This is a genomic window from Lentimicrobium sp. S6 (genome assembly GCF_013166635.1).
GTDB lineage: Bacteria > Bacteroidota > Bacteroidia > Bacteroidales > UBA12170 > UBA12170.
The window spans coordinates 1-21,313 of record NZ_JABKBZ010000021.1 but is presented as its reverse complement, the minus strand read 5'-3'; the positions used below and the strand labels follow the sequence as shown (position 1 = coordinate 21,313).

Genomic DNA, 21,313 nt, shown 5'->3' with positions numbered 1-21,313 from the left:
TCCTCCTATTTTCTAAACATTTTCAACATACGATGTGTCACTAAGAAACCACCCACAATATTAATACTGGCCACCAAAATAGCTACAAAAGCAATGATGGTCATGGGGTCGGATAGGTTATCGGTGGTTTGTAATAAACCGCCAATAATGATGATACCACTAATGGCATTGGTAACCGCCATAAGAGGAGTATGAAGCGCATGAGATACATTCCAGATGACTTGCCAGCCCACAAAAACAGCCAGTACAAACACAGTGAAATGCCCCATAAAATCAGCAGGAGCTACTTTCCCTAATAGGAATAATAATGCTCCAATAACGGCCAAACTAATGACTGTGGAAGTGGCTTTCTTCTTAGAAATTTCTTCAGGCGTTGGTCCTGATTTCACAAGCTTAACCTCCTCCGTTTTTGCTGCTTGCGGACTTACAGGAAGTGGTTCGGGTGGCCAGTTGATTTCACCATTATAGGTGACCATGGCTCGGCTCACCACATCATCTTCCATGTCTATCTTGAAATTCTCGTTTTTGCCCATATCATCGAGCAAATGACAGAGGTTATTTCCATATAGCTGACTGGCTTGATTGGGAAGTTGATCAAGTTTTCCAACTATTGTCACACCATTATCGGTTTTATAAACTTCGCCATCTTTAGTTAATACACAATTACCTCCTGTGGAGGCTGCTAAATCTACAATAACAGAGCCTGGTTTCATGGCCGCCACATGATAATCAAGTATCAATTTGGGTGCTTCACGACCCGGGATTTGTGCGGTGGTGATGATGATATCCACTTCTTTAGCTTGTTGACTAAAGAGCTCCATCTCTGCATCAATAAAAGCTTGACTCATCACTTTAGAATAGCCTGAATCTGTAGAACCATCCTCCTCTATTTCTACCGTGAGGAAAGTAGCTCCCATACTTTGGATTTGCTCTGCCACTTCTTTTCGAGTATCGAAGGCTCTCACTATGGCGCCTAAACTATTGGCTGTTCCAATGGCTGCTAATCCGGCAACTCCTGCACCAATCACTAAAACTTTAGCCGGATCTACTTTTCCTGCAGCAGTAATCTGCCCATTGAGGAATCGGCCAAAATGATTGGCACTTTCTATCACCGAACGATAACCAGCAATATTGGCCATAGAGGATAAGACATCCATTTTCTGTGCGCGCGAAATACGCGGAATGGCATCCATGGCAATGGCATTGATTTTCTTTGCTGCCAGTAATTTGAGAAGTTCGGGATTTTGAGCTGGCCAGAGGTAACTCAGAGTTACGGTGCCGGGATTCATCAATTCTATTTCCGATTCGGTAGGAGCGAGTACTTTAAGAACAATTTCTGCTGTTTTATAGAGTTCTTTGGCATCGGCAACTAGATTTGCCCCTGCATCTTCAAACTCTTTATCAGCATAATTTGCTCTTTCTCCGGCTCCTTTTTCAATAAAAACAGTGAAGCCTTGCTTGAGCAAGCGCTGAACCGTTTTCGGGGTAGCCCCAACACGTAATTCCTGTTGCGACACCTCCATTGGGATACCAATATTCATATTTAAAATTTTAATAAGGTTATTGTTGCCATAAAGATAAGGATGTTTTTCTTTGGGTTTGGTTTTTAACAGGATGTTATCAATGTGAAATGAAGCATAAACTTAACTGTTAATATTTTCTTATGATTGTTTAAGCCCAAAAAACCATATTACATTTACAAAGTATTATCCTTTAACATTTATAATATTCAGAATATCAAAATGAAACATTTACTTATTTCCCTATTGTTTTTTTTCAACATCAGTCTATTTTCTCAAAACTTTAGCTTTGAATTTCAGAATGAATTTAACATAGATGCCAGAGACTATCCAATAAGCTCCACCCAAGAGAACTATTTTGTAGCATTTAGTGTGGTTGATATCAATGATAACTTCCGAACCAATACTCATTTAATCACTTGCGATATAGATGGACAAATTGAGGAGGTCATGATATATGAATCCCCCAATGAAATTATCTCACTGTCTTGTGATCAAATTCTCCACCTTCCCAATGGAGAAAAGCTATTAAGCGGTATTTATGCCGAAAACAGCTCTCCACCTTATCATCCCTACATCATGAACATTACAGAGGATGGTCAAGTAAACTGGGCCAAAAAGATAAATTCAGGAACAGTTTCCAGTGTAAAAATAGAATTATTAAGCGATGATTCCATTTTAGTTCTATTACGAAGTAGTGGTGTTAGCAACCATTATATCATCTGTAAAATGGATTTGCAAGGAAACTTTAGCAATATCAATGAGCTAGGTAGTTTTCAATATGTGCCAAAAAAAATAAGTAGCTATGATGGATATTTTGAATTGTTATTCGTGGATGGAAATCTGATGAGTATCGATAATGATTTGTCTAATATCAATTGGCAAAGAAAGTATTATAACGAAATAGGGAAAGAATATAGTAGGGCTGAAAATGGAGACTATATTTTTGTTTCTGCACAAGTGTCTTTTCCAGGCTATATGACTGTATATAGAACCGATGCTGATGGAAATACCATATGGGCTCAGTATATAGAAGCATGGCACGGACAGGAGCAAAACCAAATCAGTATTTTTGATATTGTAGATTTTCATTTTATTGAGGAAGACTTAAATGGAAATATCATCATCAGTGCCAATAGTGAAGGCGGATTATTTGGCTCCCTACAAATGGTATTGGATGCAGATGGAAATTATATTTCTAATTACAAGATCAACACTTATAAAAATAAAATGAGGCTTATTGATAAGCAGAATTATTTGGTAGGAGGATTTCAGAATACTAGCTCATATAATTCCTCCAACTTTGTTTTTGAAAAGAGAGGCTTGGCGACTAGCTATCCTTGCGACAGCATTTATAATTACAGCATTGCTAGTGGAGAGGACATGAATATGACTCCAGACGAAATCGACTTAACTCCTTTCGAAGAATTTACTGTTGAAGATATAGATGTGGTGATGAGTTCAGGGAATTTTGAGCAAAACGAGTATTGCGATATGCTGCTTCAATTGGATAGAAATCCAAGCATTCAAAGCCAAGTAGAACTCTATCCAAACCCTAGCAATGATAGAGTTTCGATATTAAGTGAAAAAGAAATCTCCAATATAAAGATTTATAATGCTCTTGGCTTTCTTATCGAAGAAACGGAATATTCATTTATCGATTTAAATGATTATCCTAGAGGAATTTATCTAATACAAATTGAGCTTGATTCCAATCAAAAGGTGATAAAAAAGATGGTGAAGAATTAAGATGCTTGATTTTTTTATTCACATAGCACTGCTTCTCATTACTATAAACATTGGGTAAAATTTCAAAACCTTGCTTTCATTTATTTTTAATAATCCATTGCAAATATTTGGAAAGTATATTATCATTGTAATTAAAGATATATTATGAAAGCCCAAAACCCTATCCTAGACAATGAATATAAATCAAGGATAAACAAGATATTCGACTATATAGAAACACATATAGATCAGCCCTTTAGCTTGGAAGAATTAGCAGAACAAGCAAACTTCTCTAAGTTTCATTTTCATAGGATATTTACGGCCATGGTGGGAGAAACTCCATTTCAGTTTATACAAAGAATAAGGCTAGAGAAAGCGGCCACTTGTCTACTCATGAACTCTAGCGAGAGCATCACTAATATTGCATTTCGATGTGGATTTTCTGATATCTCTATCTTCTCTCGCAACTTTAAGTCTCATTTTAATTTATCACCCTCCTCCTATCGGGAAACGAAATTGGCAAATAGCAATAATCGTCAAATGAATAGCAAAACGGCACAAGAGGAACTGAAGAGCTCCATGTATTTTTGCTTCGAGTCACAAACCATAAAATGGAGGACAAAAATGAAATTAAACAAAAGTGTGGAAGTAAAAACCCTTCCTCAAAAAACAGTCGCCTATCTCAGACATACTGGGCCTTATAAAGGTGATGAACAGTTATTCGAAAAACTTTGGAATCAATTATTTGCATGGGCAGGTCCAAGAGGATTATTTGGAAAACCAGAATTCTCTAGTCAGGTGATTTATCATGATGATCCCAATATCACAGAGCAAGGAAAACTCAGAATGAGCGTTAGCATTGGAGTAGCTGAGGACACAAAAGTGGATGGAGAAATTGGTAAAATGATTATTGAAGGAGGCGAATATGTAGTAGCTCGTTTCGAAGTGGAAGCCCATCAATTTCAAGAAGCCTGGGAATGGGTTTATGGTCAATGGCTTCCTACCAGTGGTTACCAACCCGATGATAGGCCTTGTTTTGAAGTTTATCCAGAGGAGCCTAAGAATGGGAAATTTACTGTGGATATATGTATCCCAGTAAAGCCTATATAGAAGTCAGTCAGTTATTAATACCCAAGAAAAATGAGACTGAATTAAAAAATCTTTGTGGATCTTTGTTATACTTTGCGCTCCTTTGTGATACAACTATAAAAAGCTGTATCACAAAGTTTCACGAAGAATCACGAAGGTCCACTAAGAAAAGATAACATTAACATATGCTGATACCAGACTTTATTTAGCTATCAAAAACTTCTCAGTATTTCTGTCTCCATTCAAAATCACCTCGCAGAAATAAACACCCACTTCTAATCCTTCAATAGCATAACTGGCTTGATTTTTCCCAGTATTTTGAACTTGTAAAGTTTCCGATTTCACTAAAGAACCTTGAAGATTATAGAGATGGATTTCGGCTTGTCCAACTTCGCTACTCCTTAACTGAATTTTCAAATGTTCAGAACTTGGGTTTTCCATCAATTTAAAAGTGAATGTATCATGATTTGACAATTCTAAAACAGCAGTCTCCTCTCTTTTCTCCACTTTAATATCATCTACAAACCAAGAATACCAAAGATTATCGTAAGATTGATTATAGGCTCTCCAGGCAATTCTGATGGTTTCTCCTTCGTAATCATCTAAAGATATCCTAATGGTTTCATCATAGGCGATTACTCTATTGTCCATGAAAAAAGCATCCCATTCATCGGTCCAGCTGATTCCATAATCGGTACTAATGGCCACAATGAAATGATCATAATCGTAGCTACCCAATTGGGCAAAGGTTTCAAAGCTTAATTCGGCAGGAGCAGTGACCTCAAAGGGAGGACTGATCAACCATTCGTCTTGGGCATTATTCTGCCAATCCCACTGCACCACCGCTTGTCTGTCGCCATCAGGAGGCGTTACGGTATATTCCACACCATCGCTATCGACATATTCTACCACAGGTTCTTGATACCATACAAACCAAGTAAACTGAGCCATAATCTGGTCCCATCCTTCTGGTAGAAAATCTCCTTCGAAGCTCTCCTCCAATAAAGGCGCCACTCCTTGCCATGAGATATCGAAAGAAGCACTGTTTGCAGTATTCCCAACAATATCTTCCATCACAAAATATACCGTTCCTTCAGTTCCATCGATATGTGCAGGAATATTTCCTGAATAAATATAATTGGCTTTTGATTTGCTATTGAGTGTTAGCTCAAAGCTCTCATCTCCATTTCCAACATTATAAATGCCTTGCATAGTTTCAGTAACTTCTGAATCATCTCTAATCGTAACAGAAACTGGAATTTCTAAATCAGCATATTGATGCATTTCATTTACTGACAAAAACTCTGGAGCTTCTTCATCCAAAGTATTTGCTTGAATTTTGATATCATCCACAAATAAATTCCACCCATAGGCACTTACTGCTTTCAGACTTACATAATGCAAATCAGCTGTTCCATCAAAAGTAAAACTATACTCAAACCATCCTTCGTAGGTTTCTACGGGAGTCATGCTAATGGTACGGTGAATGGTTCCCAAAAGCTGAGCATTGCTTTGATTGGCATCATCGCTAATATAGACTTCTATTTTGTCGGCTTTATTATCAATATGATCGCTGCGATACATCCAAAAGCGAACGATATACTCTTCCTCTTGAAATATTAATTCTGGGGAAATCAAATAAGCAGTATTTCCTTCATCTGAAGAATAGGCATTATAATAAGCCATTCCTTGAGAGTCGTCATGAGGCAAGCAAGCTGGCGAGACTCCTTCAGTAGAACGAACAAAGTTTTTGTCTCCGACACCAATATTGGCTGTCCAACCTAGAGGAGGGAATAATTCCAGCTCAAAGTCTGCAATAACAGGAAACTCACTAATTGGAGTGAGTGCCATGGAGCTAATTTGAGTGGAATGAGAAACGGACGAGTTGGTGGAGTTTAGGGTCACCATAGTTACTTCTTCCTGCTCGTTTTCCACTCCGGTGCTAGGCACCGACTGTCGCAAGATGATGGTTTTAGACTCAAAAGCTTCCAATTGAAGATTAGAAATACTTGTGGAACCATCCTCAGCATAAAAAGTGGCTGGCCATTCCGAGTCATAAGTCAGACTTAAGTCATCGGCATATAATCCAAAGTTCTCAATTTCTAAAAGATAATCATGATGAGAACCCGCTTGGATAAGGGTATCGGCATTTAATCGGGTGATATTGAATTCATAATCTTCAATCTTTCTCAAATAAATATCATCGAGCACTAAATACCATGGAGAATTATCCGCCACACCGTGGATTCCCAAAAAGAAAGTACCCGTTTCATTAGCCACAAAAGTCATGGAATACTCCGTATAAAACTCTTCATTTACGGCTTGCAAAGGAAATATCTCATTGTTCATGGCGGCAGAATTGGCCTCATTTCCCCACATCACTTCCAAGGAAAATCCTTCGCTATTATCAGTCTGATAGAACATTGAGAATTCATAGGTCTCCCCAGATTCCAGTTCAATTTCTTTATACATCCAATGGTCACTGCCCCACTTTAAATAGCCAAACCAATCGCCAGTTCGGGCTTCTCTTCCATGGTTTTGAACTCCGTTACCAGCTAGCCAACCATCGGCATCACAAGTCCATCCAGAGGGTGGATTTTCATTGGAATTGTTATTTTCAAATCCTTCGTTAAATACAAATTGTGAAAATGTTAAAGTAGAATAGACGAGTAGGGCAATTAAAAATAGTTTTTTCATTAGGGTAATTTAAACAAACACTACTTTAGTTTGATTTCGTAAACGATTGGATTTAGCTTTTGGGCTAGTGGTTCAGAACTAGTAATTAAATGATCGCCCATTAAAGAATGGAATTCTTTTGGAAGTTCTTCCATTGGGGGATTGAGAAATATTTGTTCTTGATCTGACTTGAGTTTTCCATTTTCAAAAACTACAGAACCCGAAGCATCCCATGCAAAACCATAGAACTGAAATGAGGATTCATTGAGCTTTTCTAGTTCTTGCAAGTTCATCCCTAAAGCTATTCCACTAGCTGTTTTATATTTGCATTTACTTCCTCTGAGTATGATCTCTTGAATACCTGTTCTGCTCTCTTTATCTTTCCAAACTACTTTTAAGCTTGCATGATCACCCATATTAATTTTAGAGATGGCATACTCCACCGTACCTTCTTCTCGAAGCTCGATTGTTGATTCCATATTTTCACCAAATTCTTTCTTCAAGGCCTCCTCCGATGTATATTCTAGGAGCTTATTGAGGATGTAATTGGTTTTTTCGGTAAACTTTTGAGTTTCTTTTTGGTCGGTTTTCTTGGTTTCTTTAGTCTCTGTAGAATTAGACTGGCAAGCTGAAACGCTTATCAATACGATAAGAGCCAGCAAAGTGTTCATCATTTTCATTTGGTTCTAGTTTAATATGTTTTGAATTTGCAATTTAGAGAAAAATTAGGATTATGAAGTCTATATATTTAATACAATTTTGTATAAAAACATAACATTACCATAATTTCAAGCTGTTTTAAAAAAAATAATGGATTCTTTGTATAACTTAAAAACCATTCCCTACATTATAATTATTATATTTGATTTTCTTAAATTGTCCCTTTTAAAGAACTAACCCATAATATACAATTCAAAACAGAGAAAAATAGAGGGTGGGGTTAAATTACTAAACAAAATGAATAATACAAACATGAAAGGTGCAGTTATATTGATTGGTTCGCTTCTTTGGGAAAACGAAAAAAATGCTTTAATTACAAGCCAAGGAAAGTTAAGAGCTAAATGGAGAAATAATTTAGATTTAGAAAATAAAATTGAGATTAAAGTACCGATAAGGTATGGAAGATTATCTGGTTCGAAAAAAAACACATATACAATGGTTTTTTCAAATTCAGAGACAAACCTTGGTTCTGCATTTCTAATTCCATTTAAAGAAGAAGCATTCAACTTTGCTCAGATTAAAAAACAAGCACTAGAGCTATCTGAAGCTGAAGGTATTTCCACCAATAAGCATCTAGATAGATTGTACTCAACTTGGGGTGTAATAGCAATATCTTTTAATGATAAGAAGAAAGAAGCTTTAGAGACAATTCGACAAAAATGGCATAACGAATTCAAAGAATTTAGCAATAGTGATTATAAACTAAAAAAGGAAACTCCAACTGTAACTAAAGATGGAGAGCTAAATTTTAATATTAATTTACCTGATAACATCGACTATGTCTTTGCGACTAATACGACACCAAGTCTTCCAGATTACCCATCTGTAAAGAAAATAGTAGAGGCCATAAATAATTCAAAACCCCATTACGATACTTATGTGATGGAAAACTTCAACCATGGGATTAGAGTTAATAATGATATTGAAATTATAAACCTGATTAATTCATTAACCAATAAATCTACATAATTCAAAGATTCTTAAGAACTTCATTAGAATATATATTCGTAAGCAATGGAAAGTAAATATAATTCATATAAATATGTTACTAGAATTAACCAATTAGGTGAATTTTCTTTGTTTCATGGGGCTATTAATGGTAATCCTAATAAACAATGTTTAAAACCTGTTTTTTTGATTAGAAATAAGTGCAAAAATAATCTCGACCTTGAACCTGGTCTTTTGGCAAGTAATAAAAGTTTTTATAGTTGTCCTATGTCAACATTTTATATTCAAATAAATTCTATTAAATATTATGAAAAGAAATCTTATAATTATCTAGAGGCCCAATTATTAGTCTTCTCAAAAGACTTCCAAACCTATAAGGATATTTTTGTAAACATAAATTCTTATCATTATGGGTGTGGTGCAGTATGCATACAAAGTATTAACGATATAATCAACTCTATTAATATTTACATTGATTATGATAATAGTTTGGAATTACTTGATGAAAAACTGTTTGAAAATAGATTTCAATTGCCAAAACTAGATAAAGCTAAACTATTAAACGATATTGATAATTTGGAATTTAAATACTATTCAAATAGTAGTTACAGGTTTAAAAAAGACAATATATTCTGGAAAGAAATTGAAATTTCGAATCTACCCAATAATAGTTACATCACTAACTTGTATATGTTGACACTTAGGAAATCAATAATTTTAGACAGTAGCCATCTTTCTAATAACATCCTACTATTGACTTATGACAGAGAAGACATATACTCAAGGCACTGTGGAAAACAAGAAATTGAAGAAGATTTAAGAAAATCGGATGAAATAAGAGGAATTCTCAAACATGGAGTTTATAACTCAATAGATTTAATTAAAGAGAAAAATGAAAGAATGAAAAAGAAAGTTGAGTTGACTATTGAATCTGAATAAAAATCACTAATACAAATGAACGACCTTCTTTGTCTCAAAGAATTCCTCTTCAAATTCTTTTTTCAAATCTAGAATTTTGTATTCTTTATCGGTAGCCATAATTTCCTCTAAAACATCGCCTCCTTTAATATAGAGGATGCCATTATTTAAATCATTAAAGCCTTTTTTCTTGATTTTATTATTCACCCAAGAACAGAATTCTGGTAGACGAGTTACTGCACGACTCACTACAAAATCGAATGGTCCCTTTACCTGATCGGCCCTAATTTGTTCTGATGTTACATTCTTTAAACCCAATTGCTCGGTGATGTCTTGTACTACCATTATTTTCTTGCCAATAGAATCGACCAAATGAAAACGAACCTGCGGAAACATAATAGCCAAAGGAATTCCTGGAAAACCTCCTCCAGTTCCCACATCAAGAACCAAGGAATTAGGTTTAAACTCCATCATTTTGGCAATAGAAAGAGAATGAAGAATATGGCGCTCCATTAACTGATCGCTGTCTTTACGACTCACCAAATTGATTTTTGAGTTCCAATCCAAATACAAAGCCTCTGCTTTTAGGTATAAGTCTATTTGCTTTTCGGTAAGATTGGGGAAGTATTTCTTTAGTATCATATTTTTCGCTCTAATGATTTGCAAAGGTCGGAAAATTACGGCAGAATTTGTAAGGAAAAAACGCTTTGAATATTGTACCATGGATGATTTAATTTTGTCCGCGAATTTTCAAGAACAAACACCAATTAACACCAAAAATAAACGGTTCCACTAATCAAACTCCATCTATTATAAAGAAATAGTTGCTTGTTGAATAGAGTGAAAAAGCTCATTAAAAAATCAATCCTAGCCACTTTTACTCCGCTCTGCGACCACTTTGCACCCTGTGGACAGTTTTCAAATCCTGTACTGTTTACCTTCTTTTATTCCATCAAAAACATTTTTAATCATTGTAGATCACTTTCCATAATAGGTAACTTTATAAAACCAAGATTCTAGCTCAGAACAATTATAACATGAAAGATATTCAACCAAGCAGCCTAATAGGGCTTTTCCTATTATTGGCCTATGCGACGTGCGCGCAAGTTATTCCTGAAAGTAAGAGAGTTGATTGGTCTCAAGCTGGTCTGATTCAAGATATAGCCTCCTCAGAAAACATCATCTCTGTGATGGATTTTGGAGCCACTGGCAATGGTATCAATAATGATTCTCCAGCTGTGATTGCAGCCTTAGAAGAACTCAATAATGAAGCGGGAGTATTGTTTTTCCCTCCCGGAACCTATCTACTCAACCAAGCCATTAGCACCTACAGTAATTTAACCATTAGAGGTGCTGGAGCATCAGAGACACATCTTCTGTTTTTTCTTTCCTCCGACAATATTCATTCTATTCAAACTAGTGCTTCTCAGTCTTCTAGTTTCTTTACTCTCATTAGCGGTTATTCCAAAGGATCTACTCAGATTATTGTGGAGGAGGCCACTGATATTCAAGCTGGTGATTTTATAGAAATCCAACAAGAAAATGGCGATTGGGATATCAGCCCGGCCAGTTGGGCAGCAAATTCTGTTGGACAAGTGTTGAGAGTCTCAAATGTAAATAATAATGAAATTAGTTTTGAGGATGCTATTAGAATAGATTATAACCCTTCTTTAAATCCTGTTTACAGAAAAATAGAACCCATAGAAAATGTAAAAATCGAGAATCTCAAAATAGAACGCTACGATGCCCCCGACGATGGAGGAGCCAAGAACTTCTATTTTGCCTATGCCGTAAATAGCCAAATTAGCGGAGTAGAATCCGTTAAAAGTCAGGGGAGTCATATTTATGCCACACATTGCTCTCATCTATTCTTCTTTGGCAATTATTTACACGACGCCTTTATTTTTGATGGCACCGATACGCGTGGCTATGGTATCACTTTAAATATGCATACCGGAAATTGCCTCATCGAAAACAATATATTCAGAAATCTGCGTCATGCCATGATGGTAAAAACGGGAGCCAATGGCAATGTATTCGCCTATAATTACTCCCGTGATCCCCATCGCTCAGAACCCATCAACGACTATTCTGGCGATATTTCGGTTCATGGTCATTATGCCTATGCTAATCTATTTGAAGAGAATATAGTGCAGAATATCATCATCGACCATTATTGGGGACCTGGAGGTCCTTTGAATACTTTCTTTAGAAATAGAACAGAGCTATATGGTTTAATCATGACCACCAATAGCGAATTGGAAACCGCCTATCAGAACTTTGTGGGTAATGAAATCACTAATAATTTTCCTTATGGATTTTATACCCTCACCGGCGAAAACCAATTTGAATATGGAAATAATGATGGCGGAAATGCAACACCATCTGGCACCTCAAATTTACCTGACCATTCCTACTATTATACGGATCGACCTTGGTTCATAGAATCCGCTATTGCTTATCCAGGAATAGGATACCCCAACTCTCTAAGTCAATTTAATAATCCAGCAAAAGAAAGATGGTTGAATGGCGGAGAGATGACCGTAGCTTTAGAAACTGCTGTTGGAGTGGAGCATACTCCTATCGATCAGTTTATCATTCGCTTGTTAGGAAACCCTGTCGATGATCAATTACACTTAGAATATCCAAAATCATTGGGTTCATTAAATTATCAAATTTACGATCTACACGGACGATTACAATTTCAAGGGCTTTGCTCTTCCTCCGATATGAGTTGTAGTATTCAGGTGGATCAATTACCAAAAGGAATCTATTTTATTGAACTTAAAAGGCGGGATTTTTCTCAGGTTTTGAAGTTTAACAAACAATAATGAAATTATTATAAACTAGCCCTTGGGCCTTATCGTGATAAACTTTAGTACTCAGGCTTGGTGTTATAGAAAAAATATTAGTGGAGAAGTAAATGAAGACCTGCCAATTTAAGAGGTGGGTCTTTTTATTTGCCTTAAAAAAGTCCTCATATAAAGCAAAAACACCAAAAACATGGCCAAGCCTATGCCTAAATAAATAGGCATTAGAACCCATTTAGGAATAAAGCTTTGCCTTAAAACAATGCCTATTCCTATCATCAATACTATTAGTAATTTGTCTTTATTGAGGTGAAACTCCCAAAGGCTTACTTTATTTTCAAAAGCATTGATTCGCTCTATATTCTTATTGGTAAGCTTGATAAAAATGAGTTTCGATTTGACAAACCCTAAAACCAATCCTAAAATAATTCCTATTAATAAATAAGTTGACTCCAAATCAATAGCCCAAGAATAAGCTCTCGAAAGCAATATATAACTTGCCACTAACCATAATAATCCAGTGAGAAAAATCAAATGATTGGGTTTAACTTTCAGCATGTTTTTCCTTTTTCATATGCAATAATTCACGATAGTAGGCCATACTCGATAAGAACAAAGCCAATCCAATGCTAAAATAGATGATGAGTAATAATATCCGAGGAAAAAAAGTTGTATTTCGTAAAAATATCCCAAGGCTCATCATAAAAATAATCAGTAAATAGGAAGACCATTTCTGAAAAGCCCAAATACAAATCTTATTCTTTTGGTAGTTGTTTATCCGTTCTATATTTTTAAAGGCTATTCTGGAAAATCCGAAATAAGTGATAACAGATCCAGAAATCAAACTCGTAGAAACTCCAATAACCTGATAAGCTAAGCTCAAATCTGCCAACCATTCTGAAGCAATTGAAATAAGCATCAACCCCACCATAGACCATAAAAGACCAGGTATCAATATTAGAATATGTTTCCCAACTCTAGGCATATAATCATCATAATTTGTCGCAAAGTTATACATATTGTTCTGCTATATTCTATTTTTAAATATTGTTGTGAAATCTGCCCCTTTAAACTAACACCTCTCTCAGAAAAGTGGCCGGATGACCTATTTTAAATTACTGTTGGAGGGTTTATGAAGACTTAGGGAGGTTTGGGAAGTTCCGAGTTTACGAGGAAATCACCCAGCCGAACTTAGTTTTTGTAAATACAGAAATAGTGATTTAAAATTAGTCTTGACTTTTTGTTTCGTTTTGTGTCAAGACAAAATGAAAAAAGAGCCCTTCTTTTACTATTTTTGAAAATCAATAAAAATATCATGCTACATCTCATCATAGGAAATACCGGCGCAGGAAAAACTACCTATGCCTTACAACTAAAAGCCCAAAACAAAGGCCTCATTTTCAGTATCGACAAATGGAATAATACCTTATTCTTTCAAGACAAAACCGAAGGGGATGGTGTAGAATGGATTTTAGAGCGTATTGAAAGAGCCGAAAACATGATGATGGATACCATTTTACAATTAGAAAATGCAGAAGTGGATTCCATATTAGATTTAGGTCTATCCAAATTTGAGCACAGAGAGAAATGGCGACAGTTCGCTAAAGAACACGATTTCAAATATCAAATTCATTATCTCAATATCGATAAAGAAACCCGAAGAAAAAGAGTCACCAAAAGAAACCAAGAACAAGGAGATAGTTTCGAGTTTGAAGTGAGTGCCGAAGCTTTTGACTTTATGGAAACTTGGTTTGAAGCGCCTCGTTCTGAAGAATTAGTTGGTGCTATTGTGGTTCGGTAAATTTTTAGGAAGAGGAACGCAAATTAGGCGAATTAGTTTGGATTCCTAGCCATTCTAAAAATGCATTGCCCGTAATAAGCATTTCGACAGAAACTCACAACAGCCTTTTAAATTGCTCGTAGAGCATATGCTATCAAATCTTCAAAAAACAAAGCACAACCTTTAAAGCCAATCCCCTACAGGGAAAGTAAAAACCCTGGCAAGAACCTCATACAAACTCATAACCGCTACGCGGTAATTTAAACATTCCAATGCACCCTGTTTTATAGCAAAACTCAAAACTAAGCATTGCCCGATAAGCTTTTGTATAAAGACTCACAAAAGCTTTTTAAATTGCTCGTAGAGCATATGTTATAAAACCCTCAAAAACAAAGCACAATCATTAAAGCAAATCCCCTACAGGGAAAGTAAAAACCTTAGTAAGAACCTCATACAAACTCATAACCGCTACGCGGTAATTTAAACATTCCAATGCACCCTGTTTTATAGCAAAACTCAAAACTAAGCATTGCCCGTAGGGCATAAGCTTTTGTATAAAGACTCACAAAAGCTTTTTAAATTGCTCGTAGAGCATATGTTATCAAATCACAAAAAACCATATCAATCCATAAATTCAAACAAATACCTCTCATCATATTCAACTTCAAATTTCTTTAAAAACTTAATATACTCCGTCTTGAACTTTTCCTTTTTGTGATGCTCCTCTTGATTCTGAATATATTTATAGACATTATCTATATGACTTCTAGAGTATGAAAATGCGCCAAAACCGGGCTGCCATTTGAAATGAAAATTTGATAACTGATTATCATTAATAAATAGGGACGAACTCCTTTTTATATCATGAACAGTATCTGAAATTGAAATTTTTGGATTCAAACCAACAAAAGCATGAACATGATCTGACACCCCATTTACAATAATGGTTTTATGCCCTAAGTCGTTAATGATTCCACCTATATATTTAAATACTTGTGGGCGGATTTCTTTTGTCAAAAGGGCTTTTCTAAAATCTACTGCAAATACCATTTGGATGTATAGTTGTGTAAAAGTTCCGGGTTTCATAATAATGCATTTTAGTTTTTAATAAAAGTATAAAAAATCTGGCAAATTACTGAATAACAAATCCCCTACGGGGAAAGCAAAACACAGTCTAAGAGTTTTTATACAAGTTCATAACCGCTACGCGGTAATATCTTCATCCTGTATCATCCTCTCTAAATAGAAGCAAAGCATTGCCCGATAAGCTTTTGTAAGAAAAGATAAGTGGGGTTTCTAATTGCTCGTAGAGCATATGCTATAACCCATAATTCGAATATATTCATCCAATATCCTACTCATTTTATTCGCCCATTCGTGTCAAATATTTATTCCCTATTTTTGCAGAAACCAAAACCCAATGAGAAATTTAATACTACTGAGTCTTGTCCTATTGATGGGCTGTGAAAATACGCAACAACTAAATCAAACGACCTCCACCAAGTTTTATGTGGGAACTTATACCGATAAAGACAGCCAGGGAATCTATCAATATGAGCTTCTTGAGGATGGTAGTATGAAGAATTTGGGATTGATGGCAGAATCTGAAAACCCAAGCTTTTTGGCCAAGTCAAATAATGGAAAATACCTAGTTGCTGTAAATGAAATCGCAAATGAACAAAACCATGGAAGTATAGAATCCTATTCCCTTCTTGAAGATACTTTGATTTTATTAGATAAAAAGAGTAGCGGAGGCGCACACCCTTGTTTTGTGACTGTAAATGAGGAGGGCTTCGTATTAGCGGCTAACTATACTGGAGGTAATGTGGCACTATTGAAACTGCATGAGCTAGGTGAGCTAGAAGAGTTGGACATGCAAATCCACCAAGGCAAAGGCAGCACCGCTAGACAAGAAGCTCCGCATGCTCATTCTGCTTGGTTTGCCCCCAATCAAGAGCATATAATTGCGGTAGATTTAGGAACTAATGAATTGTGGTTCTCTAAAATTGAGGATAATAAATTCACTCCATTGCCACAACAAAAACTTGCTATGGAAGAAGGCGCAGGCCCAAGGCATCTCTGTTTCCATCCCAATAGAAAGTGGATATATGTACTCAATGAACTCCATGGAACTATTACTTTAGTAGAAACTGATAAAAATGGCACTTACCAAACTCGTTCTTCTATTTCTACTCTTGAAAAGGGATTCACCGGAGACAATTCCTCTGCCGATATTCATATTTCTGCTGATGGTAAATATGTATACGCCAGCAACAGAGGCCCCAATAATATAGCCATATTTAAAGTGGAAGAGAAAACTGGTAAACTTGACCTCCTCTCCCACCAATCTACTAATGGCAATTGGCCCCGGAATTTTAGCTTCTCTCCTGATGAAAAATATATTTTAATAGCTCACCAATACAGTAATAATATCACTTGTTTTAAACGTGATGCCCAAACAGGACTTCTAGAATTCGTAAGTGAGATAACAGCTCCTAGTCCAGTTTGTGTTTTGTTCTAGATAAGCCTATCAAAACCTGATTAATATTTGTAAAATAGAGAATAAAGACTTTATATAGCCTACTTCAACATCTATAGATAAAATCCACTGAATGGTAGAATAAATTTTGTAACTCCTAGGTCTTCATATACTTTCGCAGTATAAATTTTAAATCGAAATATGATGATGAAGACGATAAACAAAAACATTTTATTATTAATAGCTGTATTATTCAGCTTAGGAATACTTACACAAGGATGTACAAAAGATGATGACGATACAGAAACTATTTCCACTGAAACTGAAGAAAGCACCCCCACAGTTAGCTTTAAACTAACAGATACTGGTCAGGATGTTTTTTATGATGATGACGGAAATGAAATTTCAAGCCCTAGCGAAGGAGAGGACTATTATGGTCAAGATGCACAGTTTACAGGACTAGCTTCTTCATATCAAGATAATGGAGACGGTACCGTAACGGATCTAAATACAGGATTGATGTGGCAACAAACACCAGATTTTGAACGCCATAATTATTATGATGCTTTTGATTATGTTGACGGATTAGAAATTGGAGGATATACTGATTGGAGGCTACCAACCATCAAAGAATTATACTCCATCCTTTACTCTAATGGTTCTTTAGACGCTGCAGGAACGTCTAGTTCTCAACCTTATTTAAATGATGAGTATTTTGATTTTGAATACGATGAAATGATGTCCTTTGCTGGCCAATATTGGTCAAGCACCAAGTATGTGAAAGGAGGATTACAAGTGGATAATATTGAAGGTGCATTTGGTTTCAATTTCGCCGATGGACATATTAAATCATACGAAACTGGACTGTATTTCGATGGAAGCGAAGGCGTTCAAGACCCAGGTTGTTTTGTAAGAGCGATAAGAGGAGAAGAAAATGTATATGGAGTCAATGAATTTGTCGATAACGGTGACGGAACTATTTCCGATAATGCAACAGGTTTAATGTGGCAACAAGTTGATGATGGAAACAGCTACGATTGGAAAGATGCTTTGGCTTATGCCACACAAAGCGAATTGGCCGGATATACCGATTGGCGTTTACCTAATACCAAAGAACTTCAGAGTATTGTAGACTATGATAAAACGACCTTCCCAGCCATCGATGAAAGCTTTTTCACCTGTACCAATAGCGACAGTTGGTTTTGGACCAGTACCACTCAAGGCGATTTCAAATACACTGCTTGCTATCTTGCTTTTGGGAAAGCTTATAGTAAAGACAATAGCGATGCCACAGAATACTACGATTGGCATGGAGCTGGAGCTCAACGTTCCGATCCTAAGTTTGGGGAAGTAGAAGACTATCTTTTAGAATCAGTAAATGCTTCGGATTCTCTTAGAATAAGAAACTATGTGAGAATGGTTAGAAACTAGACCATTATAGGTATTAAAAAGAAAAAGCTATTAGTAAAGGTAGATCCTGATAGGATAAAGTTATATTTTTTGTCCACGGATTACCGCAAAATAACACGGATTACAAACCATGGTCAGCCTTGCTGATCATGGTTTGTCTGTGAATATTACTCTCAGTGAGTTCGCTTCAATTCGGTTAGCGGAATCAGTGGACAGGTTTTCTTTTTGTCAGAACAGATGTGGATTCTTAAGCATTATCCCAAAGTGTATGACTAAGCTCAGTCATGCTAATAGCTTTTTGTTTTTCATAATTAGCTGATTATCTTTGCCCAACTATTTTACTAGTCAATCTAAGGATTGAAACACAAACCAAAACAATGAACAACTATAAACTCCTTTTACTGCTTTTGCTCCCCAGCCTTTTTATGCTCTCCTGCGCCAAAGAAGATTTAGAACCCGAGAAAGTCATTGCCGATATCAACCTCCAAAACTTCTCCTTTCTTAAAGACGACAATCCTAGCCTGAAAAGAGATGTATATTTTAATATTGAAGAAAATAAAATATACGGTAGCCTTCCTCCAGAAACGGATATGACTAAGTTGATAGCTTCTTTCACTCTGATTGGGGGTAGCGCATTTATTGGAGAAACCCCATTAGAAAGTGGAGAAACCCTATTCGACTATAATGAAATCAAGACTTTAGAGATAAAAGGTGATAATGGTTCAGATGCCTATTTTGAGCTGGAAGCCATTCGCTTTACTGGTCTACCCATTTTTTATATCACCACTGATGGAGGCGCTTCCATATCGAGTACCGAAGAATATGTATCGGCTCATATCTCTTTTGATGGAGCCAAGGAATTTGAAGATTTCGAGGACGAGATTTTGATTAGAGGTAGAGGAAATTCAACCTGGTATTTTCATGATAAAAAACCCTATCAAGTAAAGTTTGACGAGAAAACCAGCATCTTAGGAATGCCTGAGGATAGAAAGTGGATTTTCTTGGCAGAGCATTCCGATAAAACCCTTCTGAGAAATGCATTGGCTCTGAAAATGGGAAGCTTAAGCAATCTAGAATACACCCCTCAATATCATTATGCTGAGGTTTTTCTTAATGATGATTATGTAGGAACCTATAATATCACCCAAAAAGTAGAAGAAAGCAAAAACCGATTGGATATTGGTGATGATGGATACCTCCTTGAAATTGATCAGCTCTATCGTCTCGACGACGATGATGTCTATTTCTATACCTCCCCTTTTCTTATTTGTGTAAAAGAGCCCAAGATAGATTCTATCAGCCAAGAATACGATTTCATCAATGCTTATGTCAATAAAATGGAGGAGGTTTTTAATAGCGACTATTTCAATCATCCCGATTCTGGCTACAAGAAATACATCGATGTGGATAGTTTTATCGACTGGTATATTATCAATGAAATCACCAAAAATCAAGATGCCAAAGACTATTCCAGCATCTTTATGCATTTAATCCCTGGTGAGAAATTAAAAATGGGTCCTATTTGGGATTTTGACTTAGCCTTTGGGAATGTGTATTATTCCGATTGTAAAAACCCCACCGGATTTTGGGTAAAAGACCATGCATGGTATTCAAAATTATTTCATGATCAGGAATTTGTGAATAGAATGAAATCCCGTTTTCAATACTATAGAAGCCAAGAGGAATATCTACTTCATTTTGTAGATGAAACCGCTTACCAATTAAGAATAGCCCAGCAAGAAAACGATGACAAATGGCATGTTTATGGCGAATGGCTTTGGCCCAATAATGTGGTACTAAGCAGCCATCAGGAAGAAGTTGATTATTTGAAATCTTGGTTAAGTGAACGCATGGATTGGTTGAATGAAGCTTATGGGGAGATGTAGTTGCGTGATTACAAATTCTCTATAATAAACTAATTTCAATTACGAAGCAGTAACGCGGCTCTCCCGAGCTGCGAATTCCATTTTGATAATTCTATTGCTTATACACAGTTCAGGAGAACTGTGCTACGGGTTTCAAAAACTACTCCCTCACCCACTTACCTGTCTCCACCACTTTACCTTCTTTTATCAATGACCAAATATATATACCAGAGGAGAGTTCCATAGTATTTACGCGAGATATGTTTGAGGTAATGGCCTCCTCCAAAACCAATCTTCCGTTGAGGTTGTGAACTAGGAGGGTGGCTGGATAGGCTCCGGTATGGAGTTCCATATATTCTTTGCCTGGATTGGGTAATATAATGGCATTTTTTATGGGGATTTCGGTGTCGTTGTTTGTTGAGGTGATGAGGCCTTCTGGGTTGACTTTAATAAAAACCAAATCTCTTGAAAAAGGCCCTTCATTTCCATTATTATATTTAGTTCCCACCATTAAACAACCTCCATCATCGTCTGTTTTAATATCAACTAAGTTGTAATATGCATCTCCTCCATAAAACCTCTTCCAATTTAAAGATAAATCGCTTGTTATGGAGCTTAAGGTAAAATATGATTTGAAAGAACTATATGCTGTTTCGAAGTCAAGGTTAAATGTAAAGCCTGAATAAATATTGTTATCACTTATAAAAGCTAAACTATTATACTTTGCTGGATAAGATAAAGAATCTGGAGAGCCATAAATTAAATTACCCAATTCATCATAGTTTACATTCAACTTTCTGATGGAAGAAAACCAGGCTGTTGGATCATAGCTCTGGTCATACTCTCTACTTGATAAAAGAAAAACAGAATCCGATTTGGCCCGAATCGATCTGTAAAAACCATCTGTATCCATAAATTTAGAAAAAACTAAATCGTAATTTTCATCTAAAACATTTATCTCCTTTTTTATATTCCCACCCTCAAAATTTGGATAACATAACAAAATTGAATGATCTGAATTCGGAACTTTTATAAAATCACAAATACCTTCATGCCCTGATTGGTTATAGATACTATCATAAACTATAGCCCCATTCTGATCTAATTCTAGAATTAATTTATCAAATGTATTTGTTTGTTGACTAGGCGGACTTCCTAGTATTGTGGCTGCAATAGATATATTTCCATTGTTTTTAATAAAATGATAAACATTATCCATATTACCTGTTTCTAAATTATAATATAGGGTTACCCATTTAAGTCTCGTGTAATTTAATCGAAGCGTAAGCAATCGGTTTATGCTCTACGCATCTCTGAATGATTTTATCTAAAATTGATTGGCGATGATTCCTTCTGTTAAATCTAAAGAA

Annotated in this window: 17 protein-coding genes; 9 read left to right on the top strand and 8 right to left on the bottom strand. The window is 36.0% G+C overall.

Annotation, left to right across the window (positions count from 1 at the left end):
* Positions 1-5: 5 nt before the first annotated feature.
* Complete coding sequence (locus HNS40_RS09090; protein WP_371742931.1) at positions 6-1,523, bottom strand: Re/Si-specific NAD(P)(+) transhydrogenase subunit alpha; 1,518 nt, start codon at positions 1,521-1,523, stop codon at positions 6-8.
* Between the two features lie 219 nt (positions 1,524-1,742).
* Here HNS40_RS09090 and HNS40_RS09085 point away from each other — a divergent pair, with 219 nt between their 5' ends.
* The gene (locus HNS40_RS09085) at positions 1,743-3,269 is read left to right on the top strand and encodes a T9SS type A sorting domain-containing protein (protein WP_172279928.1); all 1,527 of its coding nucleotides are present in this window, start codon (positions 1,743-1,745) and stop codon (positions 3,267-3,269) included.
* 144 nt (positions 3,270-3,413) lie between these two features.
* On the top strand, positions 3,414-4,358 hold the full coding sequence (locus HNS40_RS09080) for a GyrI-like domain-containing protein (protein WP_172279926.1): 945 nt from the start codon (positions 3,414-3,416) through the stop codon (positions 4,356-4,358).
* A gap of 180 nt (positions 4,359-4,538) precedes the next feature.
* Here HNS40_RS09080 and HNS40_RS09075 read toward each other — a convergent pair whose 3' ends face one another.
* Both HNS40_RS09075 and HNS40_RS09070 read right to left on the bottom strand, forming a co-directional pair.
* Positions 4,539-7,034 (bottom strand): T9SS-dependent choice-of-anchor J family protein, encoded by a 2,496-nt coding sequence (locus tag HNS40_RS09075; protein ID WP_172279924.1) that lies wholly within the window; start codon positions 7,032-7,034, stop codon positions 4,539-4,541.
* Between the two features lie 20 nt (positions 7,035-7,054).
* Positions 7,055-7,693 (bottom strand): hypothetical protein, encoded by a 639-nt coding sequence (locus HNS40_RS09070; protein WP_172279922.1) that lies wholly within the window; start codon positions 7,691-7,693, stop codon positions 7,055-7,057.
* Between the two features lie 277 nt (positions 7,694-7,970).
* Between HNS40_RS09070 and HNS40_RS09065 the strand changes: the two genes are divergently transcribed.
* Entirely contained in the window at positions 7,971-8,702 is a 732-nt protein-coding gene (locus HNS40_RS09065; RefSeq protein ID WP_172279920.1) for a hypothetical protein, read from the top strand.
* Positions 8,703-8,948: 246 nt separating this feature from the next.
* Positions 8,949-9,620, top strand: a complete 672-nt coding sequence (locus tag HNS40_RS09060; RefSeq protein ID WP_172279918.1) for a hypothetical protein — start codon at positions 8,949-8,951, stop codon at positions 9,618-9,620.
* 6 nt (positions 9,621-9,626) lie between these two features.
* Here HNS40_RS09060 and rsmG read toward each other — a convergent pair whose 3' ends face one another.
* Entirely contained in the window at positions 9,627-10,241 is a 615-nt protein-coding gene (gene rsmG / locus HNS40_RS09055; RefSeq protein WP_172279986.1) for a 16S rRNA (guanine(527)-N(7))-methyltransferase RsmG, read from the bottom strand.
* Between the two features lie 395 nt (positions 10,242-10,636).
* Between rsmG and HNS40_RS09050 the strand changes: the two genes are divergently transcribed.
* Complete coding sequence (locus tag HNS40_RS09050; protein WP_172279916.1) at positions 10,637-12,430, top strand: glycosyl hydrolase family 28-related protein; 1,794 nt, start codon at positions 10,637-10,639, stop codon at positions 12,428-12,430.
* 108 nt (positions 12,431-12,538) lie between these two features.
* Here the strand turns inward: HNS40_RS09050 and HNS40_RS09045 are convergent, their stop codons facing one another.
* Together HNS40_RS09045 and HNS40_RS09040 are read right to left on the bottom strand one after the other, a co-directional pair.
* Complete coding sequence (locus HNS40_RS09045; RefSeq protein ID WP_172279914.1) at positions 12,539-12,967, bottom strand: hypothetical protein; 429 nt, start codon at positions 12,965-12,967, stop codon at positions 12,539-12,541.
* A complete protein-coding gene (locus HNS40_RS09040) occupies positions 12,954-13,427 on the bottom strand; it encodes a hypothetical protein (RefSeq protein ID WP_172279912.1) in 474 nt (157 codons plus the stop codon). Before HNS40_RS09040 ends, HNS40_RS09045 begins: the two co-directional genes overlap by 14 nt.
* A 297-nt stretch (positions 13,428-13,724) precedes the next feature.
* On the opposite strand from HNS40_RS09040, the gene HNS40_RS09035 reads away from it, so the two are divergent.
* Positions 13,725-14,210: an ATP-binding protein gene (locus HNS40_RS09035; RefSeq protein ID WP_172279910.1), complete on the top strand. Its 486-nt coding sequence runs from the start codon at positions 13,725-13,727 to the stop codon at positions 14,208-14,210.
* 600 nt (positions 14,211-14,810) lie between these two features.
* On the opposite strand, the gene tnpA is transcribed toward HNS40_RS09035, so the two are convergent.
* Complete coding sequence (tnpA, locus tag HNS40_RS09030; protein ID WP_172279908.1) at positions 14,811-15,275, bottom strand: IS200/IS605 family transposase; 465 nt, start codon at positions 15,273-15,275, stop codon at positions 14,811-14,813.
* Positions 15,276-15,609: 334 nt separating this feature from the next.
* Here tnpA and HNS40_RS09025 point away from each other — a divergent pair, with 334 nt between their 5' ends.
* From HNS40_RS09025 to HNS40_RS09015, 3 genes are all read left to right on the top strand, one after another.
* On the top strand, positions 15,610-16,710 hold the full coding sequence (locus HNS40_RS09025; RefSeq protein ID WP_172279906.1) for a lactonase family protein: 1,101 nt from the start codon (positions 15,610-15,612) through the stop codon (positions 16,708-16,710).
* Between the two features lie 162 nt (positions 16,711-16,872).
* On the top strand, positions 16,873-18,099 hold the full coding sequence (locus HNS40_RS09020; RefSeq protein ID WP_172279904.1) for a DUF1566 domain-containing protein: 1,227 nt from the start codon (positions 16,873-16,875) through the stop codon (positions 18,097-18,099).
* A gap of 356 nt (positions 18,100-18,455) precedes the next feature.
* The gene (locus tag HNS40_RS09015) at positions 18,456-19,964 is read left to right on the top strand and encodes a CotH kinase family protein (protein ID WP_172279902.1); all 1,509 of its coding nucleotides are present in this window, start codon (positions 18,456-18,458) and stop codon (positions 19,962-19,964) included.
* A gap of 139 nt (positions 19,965-20,103) precedes the next feature.
* On the opposite strand, the gene HNS40_RS09010 is transcribed toward HNS40_RS09015, so the two are convergent.
* Positions 20,104-21,162, bottom strand: a complete 1,059-nt coding sequence (locus tag HNS40_RS09010) for a T9SS type A sorting domain-containing protein (RefSeq protein WP_172279901.1) — start codon at positions 21,160-21,162, stop codon at positions 20,104-20,106.
* Positions 21,163-21,313: the final 151 nt, after the last annotated feature.